The organism is Haladaptatus rarus (assembly GCF_054177585.1).
On the sequence record NZ_JBPEHG010000005.1, the window covers coordinates 87,542 to 111,706 of the forward strand.

Consider the following 24,165-nt stretch of genomic DNA (forward strand, 5'->3'; position numbering starts at 1 on the left):
ATGGAACGTCGCCCGACTCGGGTACTGCACGTCGAAGACAACGAGTTCTTCGCGACGGTCGCATCGACCGTCCTCGAAGAAGAACAACCGAACGTGACAGTTCATACGGAAACGAATCCGGAAAACGCCCTCACCCGACTCGAACGAGAGCAGTTCGATTGCGTGGTCAGTGACTACGAGATGCCGGAGATGAACGGTCTCGAACTGCTAGACGCCGTCAAGGAGGTCAACCCAGAGATTCCATTCATCCTCCTGACCGGTGGGGGAAGCGAGAAGACCGCGAGCAAGGCGATTTCGGCAGGAGTTACCGATTATCTCCAGAAGGGAACCGGGCGACGCCAGTTCGTCGCGCTGGCGAACCGTATCGAGAACGCTGTTTCACATCATCGAGCCGAACAGGCCGTCCGAAGGCAGATCGACATCAACGACCTCATCTGGGACGTCAGTCAATCGCTTCTCGAAGCCTCGACCCGCGAAGAGATCGAAGAGTCCGTCTGCGAGCGCCTCGCAGATTCCAAGTCGTATCTGTTCGCGTGGATGGGAAAAGTCGACGAGGGGCGAATCATCCCGCGCGTCTCTGCTGGAATCGAGGCGGGGTATCTCGACGCAACGTACCGTGGCGATTCGACGGAAGATGAGTCGAAACCTTTCCCCGTGCGCTCGAAACTGGAACGATCCAGATCACGCAGAAAATCGCAGATGAATCCTCGTCAGAACAGTGGCGGGAGAAAGCGCTCGAACGTGGATACCAGTCGAGAGCGGTCATTCCACTCCAATACGAAAACTCCATCTATGGCGTGTTGAACGTGTATGCCGACCACCCGAATGCATTCGACGAGACCGAACGACGTGTTCTCTCGAAGTTCGGAAACAGCATCGCTTACGCCATCAATTCCGTTCGAACGCGGCAGGAACTCCTTCGGCGGGAACAACGGCTCCAGGTGTTCAACCGTATCCTCCGGCACAATCTCCGAAACGATCTGAACGTCGTCCTCGGTCACGCAGATAATCTCATGGAGTCGATTCCGGAGACCTCCGAAAGTGCCGAGATAATCAAGCGCAAAGCGACAGAACTGATAGAAGTCAGCGAGAAAGCTCGGGAAGTCGGGAAAACGCTCGACGGAAGAAGCCAGACGAGAACGCCGATCGATATCACACCTCTCATCGACCGATCCTGTTCGACCTCCGAGAGTCGTACCCGGACGTAAATCTCACTGCCGATCTTCCAAACGAAGCGTGGGTGTACGGAGACAAGACGCTGGACACCGTCGTAAGCGAGGTACTCGAAAACGCTGCCGAACACAACGACACGGACAGTCCTGACGACACGATCTCGGTGACGACGGTCGATTCCAACAGAGGAGAGTGGGTGGAGATAACCGTCACCGACGACGGGCCAGGGATTCCGAAAGAAGAACAGTCGGTTCTGAGCGAGGGACGAGAGACGGCTCTCCAACACGGAAGCGGACTCGGATTGTGGTTGACGAACTGGGTCGTCGGGAAGTTCGGTGGTGAACTCACGTTCAGTGTGAACCAACCCAGAGGAAGTGTCGTAACCATGCGACTTCCACGAGCGGAATCGTCCGAGTGAATAGTCAGGAAAGTTATAAATGCCAGAATATACCTGGAAGGAATATCACTGATAGAATGTGCCAACGGAGCCTCACTCCTTTTTTCAATCTCGTTCAGCAATAAGTATATATTACTGAAGCAAATTAGTAGTGAATGAGATGAGCGCGGAACTCCCAAGATTCATTGATCGTTTCCGACAGCCAGAGTACACTGGAGAGAATCGCTGCACCCCCTGTACTATTGTCAACGTAACGATAGCCGTCTTCGTCAGTGCAGGATTGATGTTCCTCACACCGATCCTGGGTGTTGCATTCTTCGTCTTCAGTTTGACGGCGATCTACCTTCGGGGGTATCTCGTTCCAGGGACACCAGCGTTGACGAAGCGATACTTCCCGGACTGGTTGCTACGAAAGTTCGACAAACACGAGATGGCGACGCCTGCTCCGGATGAGACGGGCAGAGAACCCGAAGAGGTACTAAGCGAAGCGAACATCATCGCCCCGTGTGAGGATTTCGACGACCTTTGTCTCGACGAGGAGTTCAGGACGACCTGGCACGACACCATGGAGCGCGTCATGGAAGACGGTGCCGAAAAGAGTGACCTGAGCCGTATCCTCGACACCGACGAGGACGAACTGGAGTTCGAAGAGCACGACAGCGCCTTCCTCGCTCGAATCGATGGCCGCCGACTCGGCCAGTGGGAATCCCACGGGGCACTGGTCGCGGATCTCGCTGCTGCTCGCATTCTCCGGAAACGCTACGACGACTGGGACGATCTCCCCGTCGATAACCAGAGTCGCATCCTCAGTGGTCTCCGCATCTTCCTCGAAACCTGTCCCGACTGCGGTGGCGCGATCGCGATAGAACAAGAGACGGTCGAATCCTGCTGTCGTTCGATGGATGTCGTGGCTGCGACGTGTGAGAGTTGTGAGGCGCGGATACTGGAAGTCGAACAGAACTAGAAAACGGCTCTATCGAAGTTTCTGGGCGTAATACGGGTTTACGAGATATCCTTCAGATGTTCAAGATTCAGATGTTCAAGCGCAGTCGAGGATGCAAAATCGTGACATCTGATCGGATGGTGGAAGATGGTGGATAAGTAGAATCGAGAGGAGTGCGAAGAAGAAGAAGCGATAGGGGGTTCGATGCAGATTCACGCAAGACGGGGTCAGTGGAGACTCGATCGAGACGGATTCAATCGGATACGATGGATGGAAAAGCAAGAGCGTCGTCCGTCAGACACCACCGTTTCCGTTGTTTAGATCTGTAGAAATCTCGTAGAAGAACGCCTACTCGGTGGGAATAGCAGACCATTCGAATGTACGTCGAATGCGAACGACTCGGCAAGGCGTGATCGTCCTAATCCGTTCGAAATTCGTGTGGGAAAAATAAGTTGGGGGCGACGAATAGGGGAGTAGCGTGGAGAGAACAGGGAAAACAAGACAGGGAGTATGGTGCAGGAAAAACAGGGTGGAGCGACAGGAAAAACGAGGGGAAGAGTCGGAAAAGAGGTGCAGTAATGGGCGGAAGAACGGAGGGTGGGAGCACTGATTTCGGCCTACTACGATTCCACGGGCAACGACAGCGTCACCATGAACAGATTCGCATGAGAGCGAACGAATTCCGAGGTTCGACCCGACTCGACACCAATATTTCCGTTGTTCTCAATCGGTCGTCGTTCGGTAACACCGCGATTTCCGTTGTCTTTCGTGTGTTGAGTACGTTGGTGTTGACGAACCGGTGGCCGAGTGGACGGGGAAGACACAGACCCCACAATTTCCGTTGTCTTTCGTGTGTTGAGTACGTTGGTGTTGACGAACCGGTGACCGAGTGGACGGGGAAGACACAGACCCCACAATTTCCGTTGTTTTGATGGCGGTAGGGTGGGTGATGGCGTGGGATTCAACGCGAAAAGTCGAGTCTACAAGACGGAGGAACCGAACGGAGATCGACAGCGATACGTCGACACGAGCATAGCGAGGTGTTCTCGTACAGTTTCCGACTGCTGAGCGGTATCTGAATGGACACCCACCCCATCGTTTCCGCTGTTTTGTGGGGACGACGTTAGCTGCCAGAAGCGACAAAGATGACGGGAGTGACCACGACTCGATCACAATCACAAGACGGCTTCGAGACGATGACGAGACAAGTGCAAGACGAGTATAAAACGGCTACAGAACCGCTACAAACCGAAGAAAGCACCCACAGAACGGTGGCGCAATAATGAACCGTGACGCGTAAATACGGTTAGGAACGATCGATGGCAGTAAAACCCGGAGAATTTGACCCTTTCATGAATTAGAGTTCAGTTGAACTTAGTTCAATTCTAAACTCGTTTCCCACTACGGATATGGTTGCATATACTATCTAATAAATCTATCGCTTTCATAGTGGATCTTTTTCGACCACTCATCTCTCACAAAACACAGGAAATAGTGGGGTGGGTGTGTCTTTATAAGCAACGACGAAAGACGGTGTCTTTCAGCGAGAGACGCCAGATGCGATTCTCCCGAGAACCCGCGTATTTAGCCGAATGGAGCGGCTCTGTAGAATCATCCACGTCTTTCTACCCCATCGTTTCCGTTGTCTTTCTCCTATCTTTCTACCCTCGTTCTTCCACTTTGATTCTCATTTTCTCGCGCGAGTGTTCCCCGATATGTGATCGTCGAGTTCGTCGAGTTCATCGAATGTATTTGTTTCTCGAGAACGAGACCGAACGAATCCTTGCATCGGTTCAACCACGCTGCATGATCACATCCTGCAGTGCTATAGCCGACATCGCCATTCATCATCGAGATCATCCTGTCCCAAACACCGGAAATGCTGCACCCCTACGAATGACGGAACTATTTAAACGCACCGGAACAGAAGAAACAACGGACGCCCCAGTTTTATATACTATTCAGTGAAAGCATGTAGTAATGTCTTCGTTCAGTTTCGACCGGGATAACTCTCTCTACAAGAACCGGGACGCTCTGTTGGAGGAGTACACCCCCAACAACCTCGTCGGACGAGACGACGAACTCGAAGAGTACCACGCTGCGCTGCAACCGATCATCAACGGTGAAGCCCCATCCAACATCTTCCTCTATGGAAAAAGCGGCGTCGGGAAGACGGCAGCGACGCGATTCCTGCTCAAGCAGCTCCAGGAAGACGCTGCCCGGTACGACGACATCTCTCTGTCGGTCATCGAGATCAACTGCGACGGTCTCAATTCGAGTTATCAAGTTGCGGTTCGACTCGTCAACACCCTTCGCGACCCTGCCGACCAGATTAGCAACACGGGCTACCCACAGGCACAGGTCTACAGTTTCCTCTGGGACGAACTCGACAAACTCGGTGGAACTATCATCATCGTCCTGGACGAGGTAGACCACATCAACGACAACTCCATCCTCTACCAGATCCCACGCGCTCGGAGCAACGGCTACCTCGAACACGCCAAGATCGGGCTCATCGGCATCAGTAACGATCTCTCGTTCCGTGATTCCCTGTCGGCGAAAGTCCGCTCGTCCCTCTGTGAGAAGGAGGTCTCGTTCCCACCGTACAACGCGACGGAACTCCAGAAGGTACTCGGACAACGTGAACAGGTCGCGTTCCACGACAGCGCACTCGCCGAAGACGTTATTCCACTCTGTGCAGCGTACGGAGCGCAGGATGCTGGTGACGCCCGGCAGGCACTCGACTTGCTCCTCGAAGCGGGCGACCTCGCGCGAAAGGATGCCGCCGAACAGGTCGTCGACCATCACGTTCAGGAGGCCCGACGGAAACTCGAACGCGACCGGATCATGGAAGGTGTCGCCGACCTCACCCAACACGCCCGACTCATCCTCTACGCACTCACATCTATCGAAGCCGAGGGGAACACACCCGCCCGGTCGCGGGACATCCGCCCACGGTACGAACAGTTGTGCAATCACATCGGTACCGAGGCGCTCACGAGCAGACGAATGCGTGACCACCTCGCCGACCTCGCGATGCTCGGTGTCATCTCCTCGACGGAGAAGAACGAGGGAATGTCGGGTGGGAAGTACCGTGAGCACGCACTGAAGCAGGATCTACAACTCGTCGTCAGTGCGCTCGAAGAGACCATCGAACTCGCTGGCGTCCACGAGAGCATCCGCCCGTACTATCAATCGCTTCTCGACGAACGCGAAGCCTAACTTTCTTCCGACTACCATCGACTGTGCCAATATAAGACAGAAGCCCCACCAACAGATGAGATCAATTCGCCTCATTTCTGGCAGAAGGCGTCGTGTCTGACACCACCATTTCCGGTGCTTTCGGTGACCACTTCGTCGAAATCTTCTATTGTTCATCACCCACTTCATGTCGACGAATCTATCAGATGAACCCTGTCGAATCTTCCAGATTATCTCACAGAAATCTACCGATCGACCCCGATTCTACCGTCGAATTGATCTCGGGTCATGTATTCGATTCCGTAGCCTTTACCATCACCTTCAAGTTCATCGATCAACCCCACTATTTCCGTTGTTTCTGATACACTGAGACATTCGAATTATCACCAGTATTTCCGTTGTTTGCGAAAGTCGAAATCGGCCTCTCCGACTCGAACGCTTCGACACTGATTCGTCTACGTTTTCAACGACCGTGATATCTGTCTTCAACGACCGTGATTCAGGATTAGCCGACCGTGATGTCGGTTACTCGATCGTGATACCGACACTACCGTGACCGGTCGATTTGGGTCGTTCTCCGAGGGTTACGAACTCGGTCATCTGTTTTCCCTCTCGGAGAAGTTCGACCTCGATCTCCTCCCCAGGTTGGGTTTCGGTGATGAGATATCGCATCAGTTCCTCGTGAGAGCGAACGGTTCGTCCATCTACTCCGACGATGACGTCGCCACCGGTCGGAATCTCGCGCGTTCGAAACATTCGAACCGCTTCGCATCCGAGGAGAGCACCACTTGCCGGGCCGAGCCGTACATCCACGACGAGGACGCCACCCGTCTCGTTGAGTTCGTTCGCCTTCGCGACGAGTGGGGAAACGTCCAACGTCGAGATCTTGAGAAACGGATGTCGATAGTAGCCATCGCTGACGAGGTCGGGAACGACACGGGCGACGATCGCTGCTGAGATAGCGAAGCCGATATTGTCGCCCTGTCGGGCGCGGTTGACGCCGACGACTTCGCCGTCGAGCGTCACGAGTGGGCCACCACTGTTACCGGGGTTGATGGCGGCGTCGGTCTGTACCGTGTCAGGGATGACGTACCCGTTCCCAGTCGGAAGCGAGCGATTCGTTCCGCTGACGACGCCAGTGGTGATGGTTCCGTCGAGACCCATCGGATTTCCGAGTGCAGCAACTCGTTGCCCCGGTTTCGGCGCGTCCGTCGCAACTGGAAGGGGTTTCGCGTACTCCGGTACGTCTGCGACTTGCACGACGGCGAGGTCGGTGTCGATGTCACGCCCGACGACACTGCCGATTCTCCAGTCGCCCTCACTGAACCGGAGTTCCACTTCCTCGGTATCACCGACGACGTGTTGGTTCGTGATGATGTGCCCTTCGTGGTCGTAGACAAATCCCGACCCCGCCCCTGATCGCGCACGTCGAGTGTCGTTCTGGGGTCGGACGTAGACCGAGACGACCGAGGGGATCGTTTCGCTGTACAGCTGTTCGTACGTCTTCTGCTCGCTCATGTTCAACTCCGACCGGTTGGAATCGTACTCGGAATCCGGTCGTCAGCCGATTTGAATCGTGACAGACGAAGGAAGACCCTGACTCCGACAGCCGGACTTACCTGAGGTTAGGGCCGAGCACGTATAACTGCGTCACTCGGTGGCAGCCCGGACGCGATTTCATCCTGCTTTCTGCACCTCTACCACGACGTGCTTGTAGGTGGGAATCTTCGATTCGGGATCCAGTTCGTCCCCGGTCAGTCGATTGACCAGCGGGTCGGCAAAGTGAAACGTAAGGAACACCACTCCCTGACGGATCGCTGGCGTTACTGCCGCCGAAGCGTCGACTTTTCCGTGTTCGTTTTCGACGACGACACTATCACCGTCTTCGAGATCGAGATTCGCCGCATCCTCCGGATGAATCTAGAGTGCGTCAGTGCCCCGGAGACGGGTCAGCACGTCCGACCGCCGGGTGACGACACCACTGTTGAAGTGTTCGATGACGCGCCCAGTCGTCAGTACGAGTGTTCTGTCGCCTTCGTCTCGGTCGACCGAATCCAGTGGGTCGACGTGTTCGACCGGAACGAGTTGCACCCGTCGATCACCGTTGGCGAACTCGTCGCGGTGGAGGACGCCGGTACCCTCGCTTGCACCTTCGGGAAACGGCCAGCGCTGACTTCCTTCGCCGATTCCGTCGTAGGTCATCCCGGCGTAGGGGGGTGTCACCTGCGTCAACTCCTCGAACACTGCTTCCGGGCCGTCGTAGTCGAACGCATCGTCGGCCAATCGGGCATCGCCTTTCGTCAATCGCCGCCCCAGTTCACAGATGATGTCGAGATCGGTACGCGCGCTGCCCGGTGGGTCTGTGAGTGGGCGCATCCGCTGAACCTGCCGGTCGGTGTTCGTGACGGTACCGGCCTTCTCGGCCCACGAACTCGCCGGGAGCACGACGTCTGCGTGTTTCGTCGTCTCCGTGGGGAAGATGTCCTGGACGACGAGACAATCGAGTTCTTCGAGTTCCTTTGCGGTTCGGTTCACGTTCGGTTCCGTCTGCGCGATGTTTTCGCCGAACACGAAGGCACCGTGAATCCCATCTCCGAACTCGTGGGTCATCTCTACTTCCGTCAGTCCCGGCATTGCGGGGGGTTCGACCCCCCAGACCTCGGCGACGGCTTTGCGGGCGATAGAATCCGTCACTGGTCGATAGCCGGGGAGAACGTCCGGCAGGGCACCTACGTCGCTGGCTCCCTGGACGTTGTTCTGTCCGCGAAGTGGATTGACACCGACACCACGCTTTCCGATGTTTCCGGTTATCAGCGCGAGATTGAGAAGGGCGTGGACGTTCGTCGTCCCGTATCGGTGTTGGCTCATCCCCATCCCCGTGAACGCCGCCGCACGGTCGGCATTGGCGTAGACTCGCGCGGCTTCCCGAAGGTCGGCTGCGTCGACACCCGCGAGTTCGGCACACTCGTCTACGTCGAATTCGTTGATGAACTCACGGAACGCTGCGACGTCGGAGATACGTTCTCGCAGGAACTCCTCGTCTTCGAGTCCTTCCTCGAAGATGACTGTACACATTCCGTTCAGGAGTGGGATATCGTATCCCGGTTTGACGGCAAGATGGTGGGTCGCGGCGTTCGTCGTCCGATTTTCGCGCGGATCGACGTGGATCAGTGCCGCCCCTTCTTTGACCGTCGGTGCGACGTACGAGCTGAAGATGATGGGATGTTGCTCGGCAGGGTTCGCGCCACAGACCAGAAAACAGTCGGCTTCGACGAGATCGTCTATCGTGTTCGTCATCGCACCCGCGCCGAACCGCGACTGCATGGCCGCCACGGTCGATGCGTGACAGAGCCGCGCGCAGTTGTCCACGTTGTTCGTCCCGAGAACGCGGACGAGTTTCTGATAGACGTAGTTCTCCTCGTTCGTGCAACCCGACGAGGCGAAAAACCCGAGCGCATCCGGGCCATGCTCGTCCACGATACGACCGAACTCCGCTTCGACCCGCGTGAGGGCCTCGTCCCACGAGACGGGGACGAGTTCGCCATCTTTGCGAATCTGTGGTTCCGTCAGTCGTTCGTCGTGTCCGACGACTTCGTAGGCCGCTACCCCCTTCGGGCAGATCTCTCCCCGGCGGTTGACCGGTGCATGCCACCCTCGCCCTTTCCCATTCTCTGCCCGGCGAACACCACAGCCGACACCGCAGAACGGACAGATGCTTTTCGTGTCGTTATCCATGTCATTCCCTGTGTCCCCGACCTGCTAAGGTCTACCGAAGCTATCGATTCCAACGTGATTCGACCCGAGATGGTCGTGAGACGCTACAGTTGCCGAGACCGCAATTTCTAACAGATAACACCGGCCGCCAAATTGCTGTGTGATACCAATATCCAAGATGACTTCAGTCGTCATCGAGTGTATGGGGGAACCAGAACCGTTCGGATACGAGGGAGGACGCGTCGAATCGGGAGAAACCAAACACCTCCGGTATCCGACCAGCGAAACGTATCTCGGCGATCCGGTTCGTATTCCGGTCACCATCATCAACGGAACTGAAGCGGGGCCGACTATCTTCCTCGCGGCGGCGCTGCACGGTGACGAACTCAACGGCATCGAGGTCGTCCGTGAAGTTGCCCAGGAGTGGAAACACTCCGAAGTCTGTGGAACGATCGTCTGTCTCCCCGTCTTGAACGTCCCCGGTTTCATCGCACAGGAGCGATATCTCCCTGGCTACGAACAGGACTTGAATCGGGCGTTTCCGGGCGACCCGGACGGAACGACGGATCGACGGATCGCACACCGAATCTACGAGAACTTCATCAAGCCCTGTGACATGGGCATCGATTTCCACACGTCCACGCGCGGTCGAACCAACATGCTCCACGTCCGGGCGGATATGAGCGACCCTGCAGTTTCCCGTCTTGCCAATGCCTTCGGAACGAATCTCGTCATCGATGGGTTTGGGGCCTCGGGGATGCTCCGCCGTGAGGCCACGGATCGTGGGCTTCCGACCATCACCATCGAGATGGGTGAAGCCCATCGGTTCGAACGCGACCTCATCGAACACGCGTTGGAGGGGGTTCGAAGCGTCTTCGCGGAGTACGGTGTCTTCCAGCAGGAACTCGTTCGTTGGCCCGGATGGCGGACGGTCGTCGAGGCTGGTGCGGAACGAACGTGGATTCGCGCAGACGACGGCGGCATCGTGAACATGCAAGGAGAACGCGGTGATCTCGTCTACGAAGACGAGATCATCTGCACCATCGGCGATCCCTTCAAACGCAAACGTGTCGAGGTGGTCGCACCGTTTACCGGTCTCCTCGTCGGCATCCTCGAAAATCCAGTGGTGTTCCCAGGTAATCCGCTCTGTCACATCGTATCGGTTGGTGAGACTGTCAGGCGTTCTATCGAGTGGGAGTGAGTCGTCGGTGTAACTGTCTGGCGTTTTATCAAATGGGGGTGAGTCGATCGGTTACGACAGAGCGGCTCAGCTACGATCTACGTTGATTCCATCAACTCTCGTTCCAGAAACGCGTTCACCTCTATCGGATTCGTCCAGAGACTCTTGTACGCTATCGTGCCAGCCGGGTCGACGATGTACAGCATGTTCGGAGCACCGCCGTATTTCGCAGAGACGTTGCGGGGGATTTCGTCTACGAGGACGGCCATCGGGACGTCTTCCTCCGCGACCAATCGCTCGGCCAGTCGTCGCCGACCATCGTCGGTCGCTGGGTCGTCGACGTCGAGAAACTGTCCCTGTCGTGGGTGGGCTTCTTTCTGATACACGAGCGCGAACGTCACGTCTCGCGGCTTCGACGTTCCACTCGTCGACGTAGACTTGTTCATTGTCTTCGACGTTTCGGACGTTTCTAACGTTTCCGTCGTCGAACCAGAGGTGCCGTCGTTCGTGGTTGCCTCGGAGGTCGTCGTCTCCGCTGACTGATTGGGTCGCTCCCGAGACAACCAGCGAGAGCAGTCGTTCCGAAAAGCGCGCTCGAAACGAGCAGGAACCGGCGACGAGCTACAGCGGCTCGCGTCATACCCTTCACCGGTCTTCCGGCACGATAAAAGGCAGATAACCGCTTCGTTAGCGGGTAACAACGCCGTAACCCTGTCACAACGATAACGTCCCCCGTCACGACCTTTGATTCTGTGTCCGATGGAACGAATCGTCACCGTCGATATTCGTCACTGCCTGGATTCAGAAGGTGATGACTTCGTACCCTTCCGTGACGAGGCTTCGGATGCTCGGGTGCCCTTCGAACTCACCGACTTTCGTCGCCTCGCTCTCCTCGACGGGTTCGCTCACGTCGAACGCTCCGGTACAGTACTCACAGACGCTGGCGTGCTCCTCCAGAGACTTGTACAGCGAGTGAAGGGCGTGGTCCTCGTCTGTGAGTTCTGCGACCCACTGGGTTCCTGCACCGTCGAAGATGAGCTCTACCTCGTCACCCTCGTCCGCGAACTCCTTTGCGGCATGAAGGGCGTTCGTGACGCGCCCGAGGTCGGCGTGCGATTCCGTTCCTGCGAGAACGACGATTGCTCCTTTTGCCATACCGTGAGGTGGAGGTGAGTACGAATATCCTCACCGAAGGCAGAGACGCGTGCCGATACTCGAATCGTTGATACTTACGTCACGATTTCGTCGGGTGGATGCGGTCGATCTTCTCGATGATACGGTGTGTCAGCGGGCGATCTTGGTCAGGGGTGAGACTGTCACGAGCGTAGTAGTCCAACTCGTATCGAAGTCGGTCGAGTTCGAAATCGGTGAACACGAACTCGCCCGCTTCGACCCGTTCAAGGAGCAGGAACTCGACGTCCGGCTCTGGAAGTTTCGTCTCTGGGAGGGCAGCGGCTTCGATGTACTGAAGCAAAGCCACGTGAACCACCCACTGCTCTTCGCGGGTCAGATACAGTTCAGCTGTGGGGGCGTCGTGGGTGACTGGGGGCATACGCGTAGTATCTAGTCGTTATTCGGTTACGCTACGTTAGCTAGTAGGAACTGGTTACATATAAATGCATGCTAACGACTGGCACGGTAACCTACCACCACGTAACGACGAACGACGCCAGCGCGGTGGCCGCTACGGCCGAGACAATTTTCTTCGATTCAGACGAGCGACCTGTTCTTGTCCGCTGCCGGGGTGAGATACTCCATTCCCCAGTCACGCATCGCCATGACGACTGGTTCGAGCGACTCTCCGTATTCTGTCAGCGAATACTGCACCCGTATCGGTTTCTCACTGACTATCTCACGCAGGACGAACTGCTTGTTCTCCAGATCTTCGAGACTGTCGGAGAGAACTTTGCTGGAGATTCCATCGACTTCCGTCTTCAGTTCGTTGAATCCGCTCGGGCCATGGACGAGTAACCGATGGACGATGACTGGGTGCCATTTCTTCCCGATGAGCGACGTCGTGGATGTGATCGGACACCACTCTTCCCCCTCACACCAGATTTCTAGTTGATTCACCGGTTCTACCATGCTTCTAGTTGACGTTCCACAACCTTATAGTTACCTCTAGTAATTCGGTTGTTCATGGTAACTATTAAATATTCGTTTGCTGCTTCCAGGATCACGATATTCGACCATTACCGGCCGATATCGGCAATTACGGTGAACGAATCGTTCCTTTCCAGTTGCAGTCGATATCTTCCAGTAGTTCGCTCTATCAGATGGGGACTCCGATGTAACGCCGGGGAATACTGGGGGATCACCCCAAGCAAGATCAGCACGGCGACGATAAACACTCCACCGTAAAGGCCGAACATCGTCAGCGGTGCGGTCAAAACCCCGATAACGCCGCCGACTTCTCGGGAGACCGCTACCGCGACCGTGAACACCATCGACGCCGCCGAAAGTACGGTGGCACGGCCACCCGGCCTGATATGATCGTTGAGATACAGGCTCCGCAGAATGGTCATTAGACTGCGAATACCCCGGAAGACGAAGAAAAAGGGAAGCGCAAGGAGGGGGACGAATGGTGTCACGACCAGCACCAACGCCACTCCGAGCGGTGGGGCGATGAACCAGATTCTCTCGCCGATTCGTTCACTGACATCGCCAGCGACGTAGCTGGCACCTTTGGCCACGAGGCTAAAACCCGCGTATAGCGATTCCAATGCCGCAAGCGACGGCGTACAGGTAGTATCTCAGCAAAAGCCGGTTCGAGAGCGGCATCGCGTTGGTTATGTGTCGATTACCTCATATAACTACCTTACTGGAATCCTATTTTGGCTTATTCAACCACGTCCCTGTAGGATTCGCAGTTCTACCTACCGACCGATTCAGTGGGAATTGTCGTGGAAGAGCGGAAGGTATCAGTTCCATTCTCCGGTGTCGGAGTGGTCGAATTTCCATGGAACGATAGATATAGCGAAATGCGGTTCATCCAGGTGCGGATCCGAAAAGGAATGCTGTGTCTCAACGACGGGCGACGATGACGAACGTCTCGGGTCGCTCCGCTCCGTATTGAAGTTCGAACCCAGCCGATTCGAGCAACTCCCTGGCTGTTTCGAGATCATACCGCTCGTCTACTGGTGGCCCACTTTCGCCCTGACCTCTGGCGCTCCAGTCGGCGATGACGAATCGCGCACCCGGCTCCAGTACCCGACCGACTTCGACGAGGGTGTCTTCGCTACCGAACTCGTGGAACGTCATGGTAGAGAACACTGCATCGAGTTCGTCGTCTTCGAACGGCAGGTTAGAGATGTCTGCCGTGACGAGCGAGACGTTTTCGGGAACGCCTTTCTCACGGTAGTGGTCGTGCATCGCTTCTTGCACGTCTACAGCGTACACACTCCCGACGAATGGCGCAACATCGTCGGTGTAGAAACCGGTGCCGCTACCGAGATCGGCGACGATGTCGTCGCTGGACGGGTCGAGGTGGCCGACCAATTCTTCGCGGGAGACGTGCCGATATCGATCCGTCTCTTCGAGTTTACTCGCTTTCTCCGGGTCGAACGTGTGAAATCCCATCTCGTATCACTTCCACCGGCAGGTACAAAAAGGGCTTTTCTCAGGCGTACTGCTCGATGAGGTTGGCAAGTTTCCCCTCATCCTGGACGCCAACCAATCGTTGCACCGGTTCACCGTCGGCATACAGGCCGAGCGTCGGAACCCCTTGAACGCCGTTCTGTCGCGCGAGCATCTGATATTGGTCGATATCGACCTTCGCCACTGCCGCGTCCGTATTCTGCGCCAGCCGTTCCATAACCGGCTCTATCATCTTGCACGGGCCACACCAGTCTGCATAGAAATCGACCAGCACGACATCGTACTTTTTCGTGATTTCGTCGAGGTGACCGGACCCCTCGACGTAGATCGGTTCGGACGGGACTGACTGCTCTTCTTCTGCGCCTTTGTTCAGCATCTGCTCACGCTTCTGCTGTCTGATTTCTTTGATATTGTCGGTCATCTACGCCACCGTATGGTCCACACTGACTTAACGGTTTTGTATGAATGGCGCAATACAATCGACCTTATCTCTTCTCGCTTGTTTCCCAAACCGATCCTGTCGAAAGCTCTGACTCGTGCGATTACCCGAACGGTTCGTTTAGATGTCTTCATAGATATCTGCTTGAGAATCCATCTAGAAATCTTCCCAGGAATATTGGTGGAAAGCTATCGAGATATCCGCAAGACGAGAGCTACTTCGCTATCGACGACCGTATCCCCACTCTTCCATTACACGCCGGACATCGTCGACGTTCTCGAGGCCTGCGCGGATGAGTGCCTCGCGCACGTCGAGGGCCATCACTTTGTCACCACCGAACTGCTGGCTCAGTTCACGTTCGAGTTCGTCGATCTCTGCTGCGGTCTCGTCCTGGACGTACACGGGTACTGCTTCCCTGTCAGCTTTCACCGTTCGGCGCGCGAAAATGAACGGGAGTTCATTCGTGTTCGATTCGGCGCTACGTTCCGTCGATCCGGAGTTCGAGTCAGTCATTTCTCGATTCTTCTCGGTGGACTCCGTGTTCGAACTCGTAGTCGTCGTCTCGGACGAGTAGCTGTCGAAATCGTCACCGTAGTCGTCGTCGGTCGCTCCGTACCGGTCGTCCTTGGTCATGCTTCGACCTCCACGTCGACCGAGCCCCGCTCGATAATCTGTGCGAGCAGTTCGAAGTTCGAGAGGAGATCTTCTTCGTACTCTCGAAGGTCACGCGTTTCGTCACTTTCCGCGAACTCGAACACGTTCATCTGGTTCTTCCACGCTTCTTTCAGCACGTCTCGCTTTCGAACGCCGAAGGGGGTGACCGGTTTCCCGCCACTTTCGAGTTCTTCACGTGTATCCCGGTAGATGTTCGAATCGCCTACTTCGTTCGGGACGATGGCGAGAATGCCGAGCTTGAAGCTGTCGTCGAATTTTCGAAACCCTCGTTCCATGCTGTCGAGCGTATCTTCCAGCCCTTCGATGGAGATGCTTCCTTTCCGTGTGAGTTCGATCGGGATGACGACGTTCCGCGCTGCGACGAGCGCGTTGTCCACGAGCACGTTCAGCGTCGCGGGCGGGTCGATGAGGAAGTAATCGTACTCGGACGCGACCGGTTTGAGCGCGGATCGAAGCTGGAACTCTCGAAGCGAGGTGTTTCGTGCAGCCATCTCGCTCTCGATGTTAGCAAGTCCTTCGTGCGAGGGAACGAGGTCGAAATCCTCGGTCTCGACGATGAGCGAGCGCAGGTCTTTCTCGTCGTCCAACAGGACGTCTCCGAGATGCTCTCGGTCACCGGTCTTCAGCTCTTGGTAGCCGACGTGGTCAGTCAAGCTACCCAGTTGGGGGTCCAGGTCGACCACGAGAACTCGTTCACCTCGTCGTCCCAGCGCGGCGGCCACGTTGGTCGCCATGGTCGTCTTGCCCACCCCGCCGGATTCACTCCACAGTGTGACGGCTCGCTTCATACAGTCGTTCGATATACACTACCCCCTCATAAAATTTCGTCAGACGACTGGGCTGAACTATTCGGATAGCTATCCAGCTATCTGTCTCTCTAAATATATATCTGGACATATATTGGTATGGCTCTCCAGATATCTGTCTAGATAACCGCAGTATGTAGCTCGGGCTTTCCCTGCGAAAGATGGTACAATATGCGTAGGTGATCCAAACGAAGATGATCCGAAACTGGGCGATCTCATCAGAAATCTATCCAGAAAGCTATCCATATTCCTCTGCTGTCTGTGCTATACATCCACTACAACCTCGAGATAGCTATCCAGATAGCTCTGTAGATATCTAGTTGTCGAACCTCTGTGGCTGTCCGGCTATCGAAGCTCTCCGGCTACCGCTACAGGTCGAATTCCTCGCCTACCTTCGAGGCGACTGCCCGGTCGAAAACGTGTTCGCTCGCGGCGGCATCCAGCACGGCGGTTCCGACGCTTTCGACCACGACGATATCTGATTCGGCGTCACGACCAGCGAGTCCTTCGAACACGTCGGAAAGGGGTACGAGGTCGTCTTCCAAGAGGTCGGTGGCTTGGAGGTCGCCGATCTCCGCTACCTCGTCGGGAACGTCGGCGAAGATTCGGTCGGCACGGTCGAACGTCGTTCGGTCGAGTTCGTGCATCTCGGCCGTGTACGCACCGATGGCGACGACGAGTGTTCCCGGTTCGAGCGCGTTGCCGGGGAAGACAGGTGAGGTCGCTGTCGTGGCGGTGACGACGACGTTCGCATTCGAAACGGCGTCGCTGGGCGATTCGACAGCTGTCGCCGGTATATCGAGTTCGGATTCGAGGTCTCTTGCACACTCCCGTTTGGAATCGCTCGGCGAGTACACGCGGATGGATTCGAGTTCGCACGCGGCACCGATACAGCGCGTCTGCCAACGAGCCTGCGTTCCGGCACCGATGACTCCGAGCGTGATTGGCGACTGTGCGAGTTCTGCGGCAGCGAGACCGCCGATACAGCCTGTTCTCGCGTTCGTGATTCTCGTTCCGGCGACCAAGGCGGTTGGTTGGCCTGTCTCGGCGTCCGTGAGGGCGATCTGTGCGTTGACGGTCGGCAGGCCTCGGTCGACGTTCCCTTCGTGGACACCGACCAGTTTCGTCGCGTAGTTGTCCGCTCCGTGGATGTATGCGGGCATGACGAGGCCAGTTCCGAGGGGGTCGTCGCCCCGGAGCCCTGCACCGACTGGGAAGTGCGGACGATCTGGGCGCTCTACCTCGCCGCGACCTTGTTTGACGAACGCCTCGCGCACGACCGGAAGCAAGGATTCTACGTCGAGAATCGACGCCACGTTGGCATCAGAGAGGATTCGAACCATGGGGGGAGTTCGTTCTGGGGTGTCTTATCTCCCGGCGATGGAACCATTATCCGGCAGTTCGTACGCCATCTCATGCGAGTAGTCGTCGTCGGCGGGGGGATCGTCGGATGTGCAAGTGCGTACTATCTCGCCGACCGTGGTGCCGAGGTCGTCGTCTGTGAACGCTCGAACGTCGGTGCCGGGAGCACCGAACGTTCGGCGGGTGGCATTCGCGCCCAGTTTTCGACGCCCGTCAACGTCGCGCTCTCGCAAGCCAGTATGCAAGTCTGGAACCGGTTCGAAGCGGCGTTCGATACCGACATCGCCTACCGCCGCTCCGGTTATCTCTTTCTCGCCCGAGAGGAAGCGACTGCGGAGGGGTTCGCCGACACCGTTTCCATGCAGAACGAACAGGGAGTCCCGAGCGAACTGCTCACACCAGCAGAAGCCCGCGAGCACTGCCCTGGCCTGCGAGACGAGGAGTTCCGTGCCGCGACGTACTCTCCGACGGACGGCTTCGCCGATCCCCATCTCGCACTGCAGGGGTTCGCCAGGGCTGCCCGCGAGGCCGGTGCCGAGATACGAACCGGTGTCGAGGTCACGAACGTCCGCCGCGAGGAGGGCGCTGTCGTCGGTGTCGAGACGACAGAGAACCGTATCGCGGCGGACTTCGTCGTCAACGCGACGGGGCCATGGGCGCAGCGAGTCGCGGAGCTCGCTGGTATCGACCTTCCTGTCGCCCCCGAACGGCGGCAGATCGCCGTCGTCGAACCGGAGACGCCGGTTCCCGAGCCGGTGCCACTGACTATCGACCTCGACACCGGGTCGTACTTCCGCCCCGAGCGCGAGGGCGCGGCCCTCGTCGGTGGCCATTTCGGCCGGCCTTCGGCCGCCGACCCGGACGCCTACGATACGACGACGGATCTCGATTGGACCGTCGAGGCGCTGGAACGCGTCTCCGAGTGGACGACCTACTTCGGCCCGGAGTCCCGGATCAAACGGGGATGGGCTGGCCTGTACGCCGTCACGCCCGACCACCATCCGATAATCGAGGAAACGATTCCAGGATTCGTGAACGCCGTCGGATTCTCGGGCCATGGATTCCAGCACGCACCTGCAACCGGCCAGCTCGTCGCCGAGCTGATTTTCGATGAAAAACCATCACTCGTGGACATCTCTGGACTGGATAGCGCTCGATTCGCGGAGGGACGGACGGTCGAAGAGCGAAATGTGGCGTGAGTCTCGTCGGCCTTACGCGCATTCATCGCTTGATTTGCTGGCGAGCGTACAACTATAACCCTCGCGTGAGACGTGCCACCGATGACCGATACGTTCGAACTGGACGACTTCTACGACCTGACTCTGGCGACCGACATCGCCCTCTCACCGGATGGCGATCGTCTCGCGTTCGTCGCCAGCGAGTTCGACGGGGACGAGGACGATCGACGGACGTCGCTGTTCGTGGTTCCGACCGACGGGAGTGACGACCCGTATCGTCTCTCACGAGCATCCGACGCCTCATCGCCAAAGTGGTCGCCAGATGGGTCGAAACTCGGCTTTTTGGCCGCACGGGATGAAGACACCGCGCTCTCGGTACGGGGTGATTCCGACGACGGGGGAGACGAAGACGACGAGAGCGGAGGAGACGATGAGGATGACGAGGACGCTGCCGGGGCTGATGACGACGAACCCAAGTCGCAGTTGTGGGTGTTCGACCTCCAGCGCGGCGGTGATGCTCGCCAGGTGACCGACCGTGACGAAGGTGTCCGAGAGTTCGACTGGGCTCCGGAGAGCGACCGTCTCGTGGTCTCGGCGCGCGACCCGACCGAAGACGAACAGGAGTATCTCGACGAACTGCGAGACGGCGGTCCGGTCGAGACCGAGCGACTCCAGCATCGCTTCGACGGCAAGGGCTTCCTGGACGGCGTGACGACTTACCTGTTCGTCGTCGACCTCGCCACCCGCGAGGAGCGCAGACTGGACGACGCCTACGGTGCCGGAACCTACGAACCCATGGCCGGTCTGCAACCTGCGTGGGGGCCGGAGCGAATCGCGTTCGTCTCGAACCACACCGAGCGCCCGGACGATTCGAGCGTGATGGACGTGTTCACCATCGACCCGGATGGAGACGACCTCCGGAAGGTCACCGACTCCGAACTCACTGCTGGGTCACCCCGATGGAGTCAGGACGGTTCACGCCTCGCGTTCGTCGGGGGTGACGCCACGAACTGGCACATCCCGACGCAGGTGTTCGTGGCGGAAGACGGCGAGTACCAGTCGGTCACCGAATCGCTCGACCGGACGGTGTCCCACGCAAGTCGGCTCCGTTGGCTGGACGACGAGACGGTCCTCGCGCCCATCGCAGACGAAGGAAGTGTTCGGCTCGCACGCTGTTTCGTCGATGGAAGCGCCCCCGAATACGTCTTCGAATCGCAGGGTGAGTACCGGACGATTCGAACGTTCGACCTCGCGGGGGAGACGGTGGGTCTCCTGCTCACCGAACCTGAGACCGTCGGCGACCTACACGCGATGGACACGGCTGACCTCGAATCCGGGGAACCAGCTAAACTCACAGGTCTCAATAGGGTATTCGAGGAAACCCACTCGATGCCCGACTGTCAGCGAGTCGTCTACGAGAACGACTCGGGGAACGAAATCGAGGGTATCGCCTACCTCCCCACCGATTTCGACCCGGACGACCCCGACCCGCGACCGCTCGTCGTCTCGATCCACGGCGGGCCGGTCTCCTACGACGCACCCGAGTTCCAGTTCGAGTACGCATACTGGGCTGACCGTGGCTACGTCGTGCTCCGGCCCAACTACCGTGGGAGTAGTTCCTATGGCCGCGAGTTCAGCGAAGTCATCCGCGGCAAGTGGGGGCCACGCGAAGTCGAAGACGTGCTCGCGGGCGTCGACCACCTCGTCGAGCGCGGGTGGGTCGATTCCGATCGCACCTTCGCCACTGGCTTCTCCTACGGAGGGATCACGACGGGCTACCTCGTCACGAGCACCGACCGATTCGCGGCTGCCGCTGCCGAACACGGAATCTACGACCTGCGGTCGTGTTACGGAACCGACGACGCTCACAAATGGTGGGAGAACGACTTCGGCCTGCCGTGGGAGAATCCGGAGGCGTACGACGCCGCGTCGAGCATCACGGATGTCGGTAACGTCGAGACGCCACTACTGGTCACGGCAGGTGGGGAAGACTGGCGGTGTCCACCATCGCAGTCCGAACAGCTCTACGTCAGCGTGAAAAAGCAAGGCGTCCCGGCGAAGTTGGTCGTCTACCCCGACGAACACCACAACATCGGCGATCCAGACCGAGCGATCCACCGTCTCGAACAGCTGACAGAATGGTTCGAAACGCACGACCCTGGCCGTGTGTAACGGCACGTTAGCTCGTGAACGGTCGCGCTACTTATTCGCACGCTCGGTCTACTCTCGATTGGAGGGATAGTGATGAGTGAAACTGAAACGAGAGAACGAACGACACGACAGACCGACACCGACGAGTCGAACCTGAAGTGGCTGAGCGGTTTCGTGTCACTTATCGGCGCGTGGATATTCATCTCGGCGTTCGTCTATCCGGCGATGTCGCTGACGAGCTACTGGAACAACCTCATCATCGGTGCCGCGATCTTCCTCGTCGCGGGTTACAACTACTACCGCATGACGAAGGGACTGTCTGCCAGCATCGGCAGTTCATCGTTCGTGGCACTGCTGGGGCTGTGGATGATCCTCGTTCCGTTCGTCATGGACGTGGGGACGGCGTTCTGGAGCGACATCGTCTCCGGAGTGGTCGTTGCCATCGTCGCCGGATACAACGCCTACGCTGGCAGGGAGGCGAGAGCAGGTGCACCCGCCGGAACTGCCTAACGACGTTCCAGTTTTTGGAGTCGGAACGAGGCGAGATGGGTGCGGGTGACGAGTACCGCGAATCCGATCATGACGACCGCGAACAGGGCGTGAAACGAGAGTGCTGTTTCGTGAGTGTAGCCGTTCCACAGCTGTGCGAATCCAAGCATCACCGGGCCGACGCTGAACAGAGTCGTCTGCACCGGCAGTTCACGGAATAGCTCACGAAGAGTAACGGTTGCTTCCTCGGTCATCAATCGGTTCTTGAACCCATTCGTGGGTCCGTCGCCAATACCGTTTCGAAATCGCTTCGAGATCGTCTCGAAGTCGATCAGAAATGACCGGACTACTCGTCGGCGTCGGCTTTTGAAACGTGGACGACGATCTCACCGGAGGCGTGAGCGTGGATCTCACAACCGTGGGCGACGAAGACGACTTTCCCATCGTTTCGAGGTGTCCCATCGTGTTTGTGGTCGAAGATAGAGTCGAGTGCATCCGGGTCGATGCTGTCGTAGAGCCACGTATCGTTGTTGTTACTGGTGCCGACGAGCTCCTCGACGCCTCGGATGATCCGTGTGCTCACGTCGTCATCACTATCTTCGATTCGATAGGCCTCGTACTCGCCATCGTCGAGATCGGGCATTCGTTCCGCTAGCTTGTCTTCTTTCATCGTCTCACGTTCCGGTACCGTTCAGTTGGTGAGTCAGACTGGTTACAAGGATAAAAGAATCCCGATTACGAGTAAAAGCAACAATCGATAGTATTTCACTGACTGTATTAATAAATGACAATAATCGTTCGAACGGGGCAGTTTTCCGAATGGACGACTGTCGTATTACGACCGATACCGTCGCCAGAGAAGTACCGAGAGTGTGAGTGCGACGAGGGCCACTGGTGCGGTGAAGCCGGGAAGACTCGTCTTCCCTGTCTGAGTAGTCGTTCGATCGCTAGCTCGTTCTTCGCTCGTCGTCGATTCAGTCGCTCCGTCATCGCTGCCATTGCTGTCGCCGGTTTCGTCTCCTGTCGTCTGTGTCGATCCGGAAACCTGTCCGTCAGGGCCGAGGGCGAGCACCCATCCGTCTTTTCCCGCCGTGTCGAAGCTGCTGGTCTGTCCTGCGAGGATGTATCCGCCTCCGTGCGCTCGAATCGCAGGCCACGGTTTGTCCCAGCCGCTACTTCCATACACCGTCTCCCACTGCATGGTGCCCGCCGAATCGGTCTTCACGACGTAGCCGTCTGCGCTCCCGATTCCACCCGTCAGCGTCGCTCCGGTGAACAGGTAGCCCCCGTCGTCGGTTCGCATGGCCGAATCGAGCCAGTCGTCGCGCTCCCCACCGAACCGCTCTTCCCACGCGAGTTCGCCGTTCGCATCGTATCGAAGGATCCAGCCGTCACGGGAGTCGCCGCTCTCGGATTCACCAGCGAGGACGATTCCGTCGTCCTCGCCAGCCGCCGCCCAGATCGCTTCACGGGCTGACCCGCCGCGAGTTCGTTGCCAGCGCAGTTCTCCTTCGTTTCCGACTCGCAGTGCCCACGCATCTTGACTTCCGCCATCGACTTCACCAGCGAGCAAGTAGCCGTTCGACGTGGGGACGACCGCCTTCAGTCGCCCGGTCGAGTAGCCCTCCGGGGCGGCATACGTCTTCTCCCACGCCTTCGAGCCGGAGCCATCGAGTTTCAGAAGCCACCCCCTGGGGCCCGACTCACCTCGCGTCCAGCCTGCGAGGACGTAGCCGTCCCCGTCGTGTTCTATCCCGTAGAATGCGCCGACGCCGGGCGTTCGTTCGTTCTGCGTCGAACCATCTCGACCCAGTTCGAGCACCCATCCCCTCGCCTGTCCGTCCCGGTCGGTTCGCCCGGCGACCACGTACCCATCGTCGGTCGTGACGACCGAGTACAGCCTGTCGGTTCCTTGCCCAGTGATGGATCGCTCCCACTCCGTTTCGCCATCTGCACCGATCTTCACGACCCAGGCGTCGATTCCGGTGCCGGAACGTTCCGTCTCCCCGGCGAGGACGTAGCCACCGTCGTCGGTTCGGGCGATGTCGGCGAAGATATCGTCACCGGAACCGCCGTAGGTTCGGTTCCAACGCTCGGTCGGTTCCGGGTCTGCTTGTGCGTCTATCGCGCCGGTGGGCAAGGTCACGACCCCCGCACAGGCAGTGAGGAGGACGAAGAACACGAGTGTCGCGGTGCGTGCCATAGCGCGGTGGTCGGGAACGACCGAGTTTGTTATGCCGCGACTACGCATCGGGTAGGCCGTGTCTGCGCGCCGGTAGCCGCCATCTGTAATCCCGTTGCTGTGGTCAACTTGGCCGGAATCAAAATCCATTCTTCCGTGCGGTGTCTCTCCCTACGCATGGTTCGGACTGCCGTGTTCTTCGCGCTGATCGGAATGGTCTCGTGGGGTGCGTGGGCGCTGTTCGCCGACGCTTCGACCCGCACACTCGCACCGGAGGTGTCGATGGCCGTCTCCTACGCAGTCGGCGTCGGCGTCGCGGTCGCGTACATCGCCAACCAGTCAGGGTCGGTGTCGCTGGCCGGGTCGGGCGTCGCGTTCGCGATCGCTGGCGGGTTGTTCTCCGGAATCGGCTCCATCAGCTACTACGTCGCGCTCCAGCGCGGCAACACCGCAATCGCAACCACGGTCACCGGTCTCTACTTCGTCGTCGCCGCCATCTTGGGTGTCGTCTTCCTCGGCGAGACGGTCGATCTGCGCGACGTGGCGGGAATCGGACTGGCGATCTGTGCGGTCGGGCTGCTGGCGACGTGAGGCGGATCTGACTTTGTAAATCGCATATCGCTATATACTTCCCGACTCACTCGTCAACGGTTCTTCCTACTTCGTTCCGTACAGCAG

General features: G+C 57.9%; 24 protein-coding genes and 1 pseudogene. 10 read left to right on the plus strand and 15 right to left on the minus strand.

Features of this window, described 5'->3' with window-relative positions; translation table 11 throughout:
• From ACR3FE_RS13400 to ACR3FE_RS13420, 5 genes are all read left to right on the plus strand, one after another.
• Complete coding sequence (locus tag ACR3FE_RS13400; protein ID WP_458207656.1) at positions 1 to 804, plus strand: response regulator; 804 nt, start codon at positions 1 to 3, stop codon at positions 802 to 804.
• Entirely contained in the window at positions 693 to 1,208 is a 516-nt protein-coding gene (locus tag ACR3FE_RS13405; RefSeq protein WP_458207857.1) for a GAF domain-containing protein, read from the plus strand. The genes ACR3FE_RS13400 and ACR3FE_RS13405 overlap by 112 nt, the downstream gene beginning before the upstream one ends.
• Before the next feature lie 32 nt (positions 1,209 to 1,240).
• Entirely contained in the window at positions 1,241 to 1,591 is a 351-nt protein-coding gene (locus ACR3FE_RS13410) for a sensor histidine kinase (RefSeq protein ID WP_458207657.1), read from the plus strand.
• A gap of 139 nt (positions 1,592 to 1,730) precedes the next feature.
• Positions 1,731 to 2,534, plus strand: coding sequence for a DUF8054 domain-containing protein (locus tag ACR3FE_RS13415; RefSeq protein ID WP_472850187.1), 804 nt, complete (start codon positions 1,731 to 1,733; stop codon positions 2,532 to 2,534).
• 1,959 nt (positions 2,535 to 4,493) lie between these two features.
• The gene (locus tag ACR3FE_RS13420; protein ID WP_458207659.1) at positions 4,494 to 5,735 is read left to right on the plus strand and encodes an orc1/cdc6 family replication initiation protein; all 1,242 of its coding nucleotides are present in this window, start codon (positions 4,494 to 4,496) and stop codon (positions 5,733 to 5,735) included.
• A gap of 504 nt (positions 5,736 to 6,239) precedes the next feature.
• On the opposite strand, the gene ACR3FE_RS13425 is transcribed toward ACR3FE_RS13420, so the two are convergent.
• Positions 6,240 to 7,232: a S1C family serine protease gene (locus ACR3FE_RS13425; RefSeq protein WP_458207660.1), complete on the minus strand. Its 993-nt coding sequence runs from the start codon at positions 7,230 to 7,232 to the stop codon at positions 6,240 to 6,242.
• A 159-nt stretch (positions 7,233 to 7,391) separates the two neighbouring features.
• Positions 7,392 to 9,449 (minus strand): annotated as a pseudogene (fdhF, locus tag ACR3FE_RS13430) (formate dehydrogenase subunit alpha).
• 181 nt (positions 9,450 to 9,630) lie between these two features.
• Here fdhF and ACR3FE_RS13435 point away from each other — a divergent pair.
• Complete coding sequence (locus ACR3FE_RS13435) at positions 9,631 to 10,629, plus strand: succinylglutamate desuccinylase/aspartoacylase family protein (protein WP_458207661.1); 999 nt, start codon at positions 9,631 to 9,633, stop codon at positions 10,627 to 10,629.
• Between the two features lie 77 nt (positions 10,630 to 10,706).
• On the opposite strand, the gene ACR3FE_RS13440 is transcribed toward ACR3FE_RS13435, so the two are convergent.
• The 10 genes from ACR3FE_RS13440 to ACR3FE_RS13485 form a co-directional block, all read right to left on the minus strand.
• Positions 10,707 to 11,054, minus strand: coding sequence for a thioredoxin domain-containing protein (locus ACR3FE_RS13440; RefSeq protein ID WP_458207662.1), 348 nt, complete (start codon positions 11,052 to 11,054; stop codon positions 10,707 to 10,709).
• 355 nt (positions 11,055 to 11,409) lie between these two features.
• Complete coding sequence (locus ACR3FE_RS13445) at positions 11,410 to 11,763, minus strand: DsrE family protein (protein WP_458207663.1); 354 nt, start codon at positions 11,761 to 11,763, stop codon at positions 11,410 to 11,412.
• Positions 11,764 to 11,842: 79 nt separating this feature from the next.
• Positions 11,843 to 12,160, minus strand: a complete 318-nt coding sequence (locus tag ACR3FE_RS13450; protein WP_458207664.1) for a DUF7853 family protein — start codon at positions 12,158 to 12,160, stop codon at positions 11,843 to 11,845.
• A 158-nt stretch (positions 12,161 to 12,318) separates the two neighbouring features.
• Positions 12,319 to 12,693: a winged helix-turn-helix transcriptional regulator gene (locus ACR3FE_RS13455; RefSeq protein WP_458207665.1), complete on the minus strand. Its 375-nt coding sequence runs from the start codon at positions 12,691 to 12,693 to the stop codon at positions 12,319 to 12,321.
• 107 nt (positions 12,694 to 12,800) lie between these two features.
• Positions 12,801 to 13,301, minus strand: coding sequence for a hypothetical protein (locus ACR3FE_RS13460; protein WP_458207666.1), 501 nt, complete (start codon positions 13,299 to 13,301; stop codon positions 12,801 to 12,803).
• 331 nt (positions 13,302 to 13,632) lie between these two features.
• A complete protein-coding gene (locus tag ACR3FE_RS13465) occupies positions 13,633 to 14,187 on the minus strand; it encodes a class I SAM-dependent methyltransferase (RefSeq protein ID WP_458207667.1) in 555 nt (184 codons plus the stop codon).
• A 40-nt stretch (positions 14,188 to 14,227) separates the two neighbouring features.
• Positions 14,228 to 14,626, minus strand: a complete 399-nt coding sequence (trxA, locus tag ACR3FE_RS13470) for a thioredoxin (protein ID WP_458207668.1) — start codon at positions 14,624 to 14,626, stop codon at positions 14,228 to 14,230.
• A 240-nt stretch (positions 14,627 to 14,866) separates the two neighbouring features.
• Complete coding sequence (locus ACR3FE_RS13475) at positions 14,867 to 15,277, minus strand: DUF7970 domain-containing protein (protein WP_458207669.1); 411 nt, start codon at positions 15,275 to 15,277, stop codon at positions 14,867 to 14,869.
• Complete coding sequence (locus ACR3FE_RS13480) at positions 15,274 to 16,107, minus strand: ParA family protein (protein ID WP_458207670.1); 834 nt, start codon at positions 16,105 to 16,107, stop codon at positions 15,274 to 15,276. The genes ACR3FE_RS13475 and ACR3FE_RS13480 overlap by 4 nt, the downstream gene beginning before the upstream one ends.
• A gap of 386 nt (positions 16,108 to 16,493) precedes the next feature.
• Positions 16,494 to 17,468, minus strand: coding sequence for an ornithine cyclodeaminase family protein (locus ACR3FE_RS13485; protein ID WP_458207671.1), 975 nt, complete (start codon positions 17,466 to 17,468; stop codon positions 16,494 to 16,496).
• Between the two features lie 72 nt (positions 17,469 to 17,540).
• Here ACR3FE_RS13485 and ACR3FE_RS13490 point away from each other — a divergent pair, with 72 nt between their 5' ends.
• The 3 genes from ACR3FE_RS13490 (at position 17,541) to ACR3FE_RS13500 (ending at position 21,326) form a co-directional block, all read left to right on the plus strand.
• Complete coding sequence (locus ACR3FE_RS13490; protein ID WP_458207672.1) at positions 17,541 to 18,686, plus strand: NAD(P)/FAD-dependent oxidoreductase; 1,146 nt, start codon at positions 17,541 to 17,543, stop codon at positions 18,684 to 18,686.
• An 81-nt stretch (positions 18,687 to 18,767) separates the two neighbouring features.
• Positions 18,768 to 20,837, plus strand: coding sequence for a S9 family peptidase (locus ACR3FE_RS13495; protein ID WP_458207673.1), 2,070 nt, complete (start codon positions 18,768 to 18,770; stop codon positions 20,835 to 20,837).
• 72 nt (positions 20,838 to 20,909) lie between these two features.
• Positions 20,910 to 21,326: an SPW repeat domain-containing protein gene (locus ACR3FE_RS13500; RefSeq protein WP_458207674.1), complete on the plus strand. Its 417-nt coding sequence runs from the start codon at positions 20,910 to 20,912 to the stop codon at positions 21,324 to 21,326.
• Here the strand turns inward: ACR3FE_RS13500 and ACR3FE_RS13505 are convergent.
• From ACR3FE_RS13505 to ACR3FE_RS13515, 3 genes are all read right to left on the minus strand, one after another.
• Positions 21,323 to 21,559, minus strand: coding sequence for a hypothetical protein (locus ACR3FE_RS13505; RefSeq protein ID WP_458207675.1), 237 nt, complete (start codon positions 21,557 to 21,559; stop codon positions 21,323 to 21,325). The two genes, ACR3FE_RS13500 and ACR3FE_RS13505, sit on opposite strands and share 4 nt — an antisense overlap.
• Before the next feature lie 92 nt (positions 21,560 to 21,651).
• Positions 21,652 to 21,975 (minus strand): HalOD1 output domain-containing protein, encoded by a 324-nt coding sequence (locus ACR3FE_RS13510; protein WP_458207676.1) that lies wholly within the window; start codon positions 21,973 to 21,975, stop codon positions 21,652 to 21,654.
• A 165-nt stretch (positions 21,976 to 22,140) separates the two neighbouring features.
• Positions 22,141 to 23,637, minus strand: coding sequence for a hypothetical protein (locus ACR3FE_RS13515; protein ID WP_458207677.1), 1,497 nt, complete (start codon positions 23,635 to 23,637; stop codon positions 22,141 to 22,143).
• Between the two features lie 27 nt (positions 23,638 to 23,664).
• Here ACR3FE_RS13515 and ACR3FE_RS13520 point away from each other — a divergent pair, with 27 nt between their 5' ends.
• Positions 23,665 to 24,078 carry an EamA family transporter gene (locus ACR3FE_RS13520; protein ID WP_458207678.1) on the plus strand — a complete coding sequence of 138 codons (414 nt, stop codon included), beginning with the start codon at positions 23,665 to 23,667 and terminating at the stop codon, positions 24,076 to 24,078.
• Positions 24,079 to 24,165 lie beyond the last annotated feature (87 nt).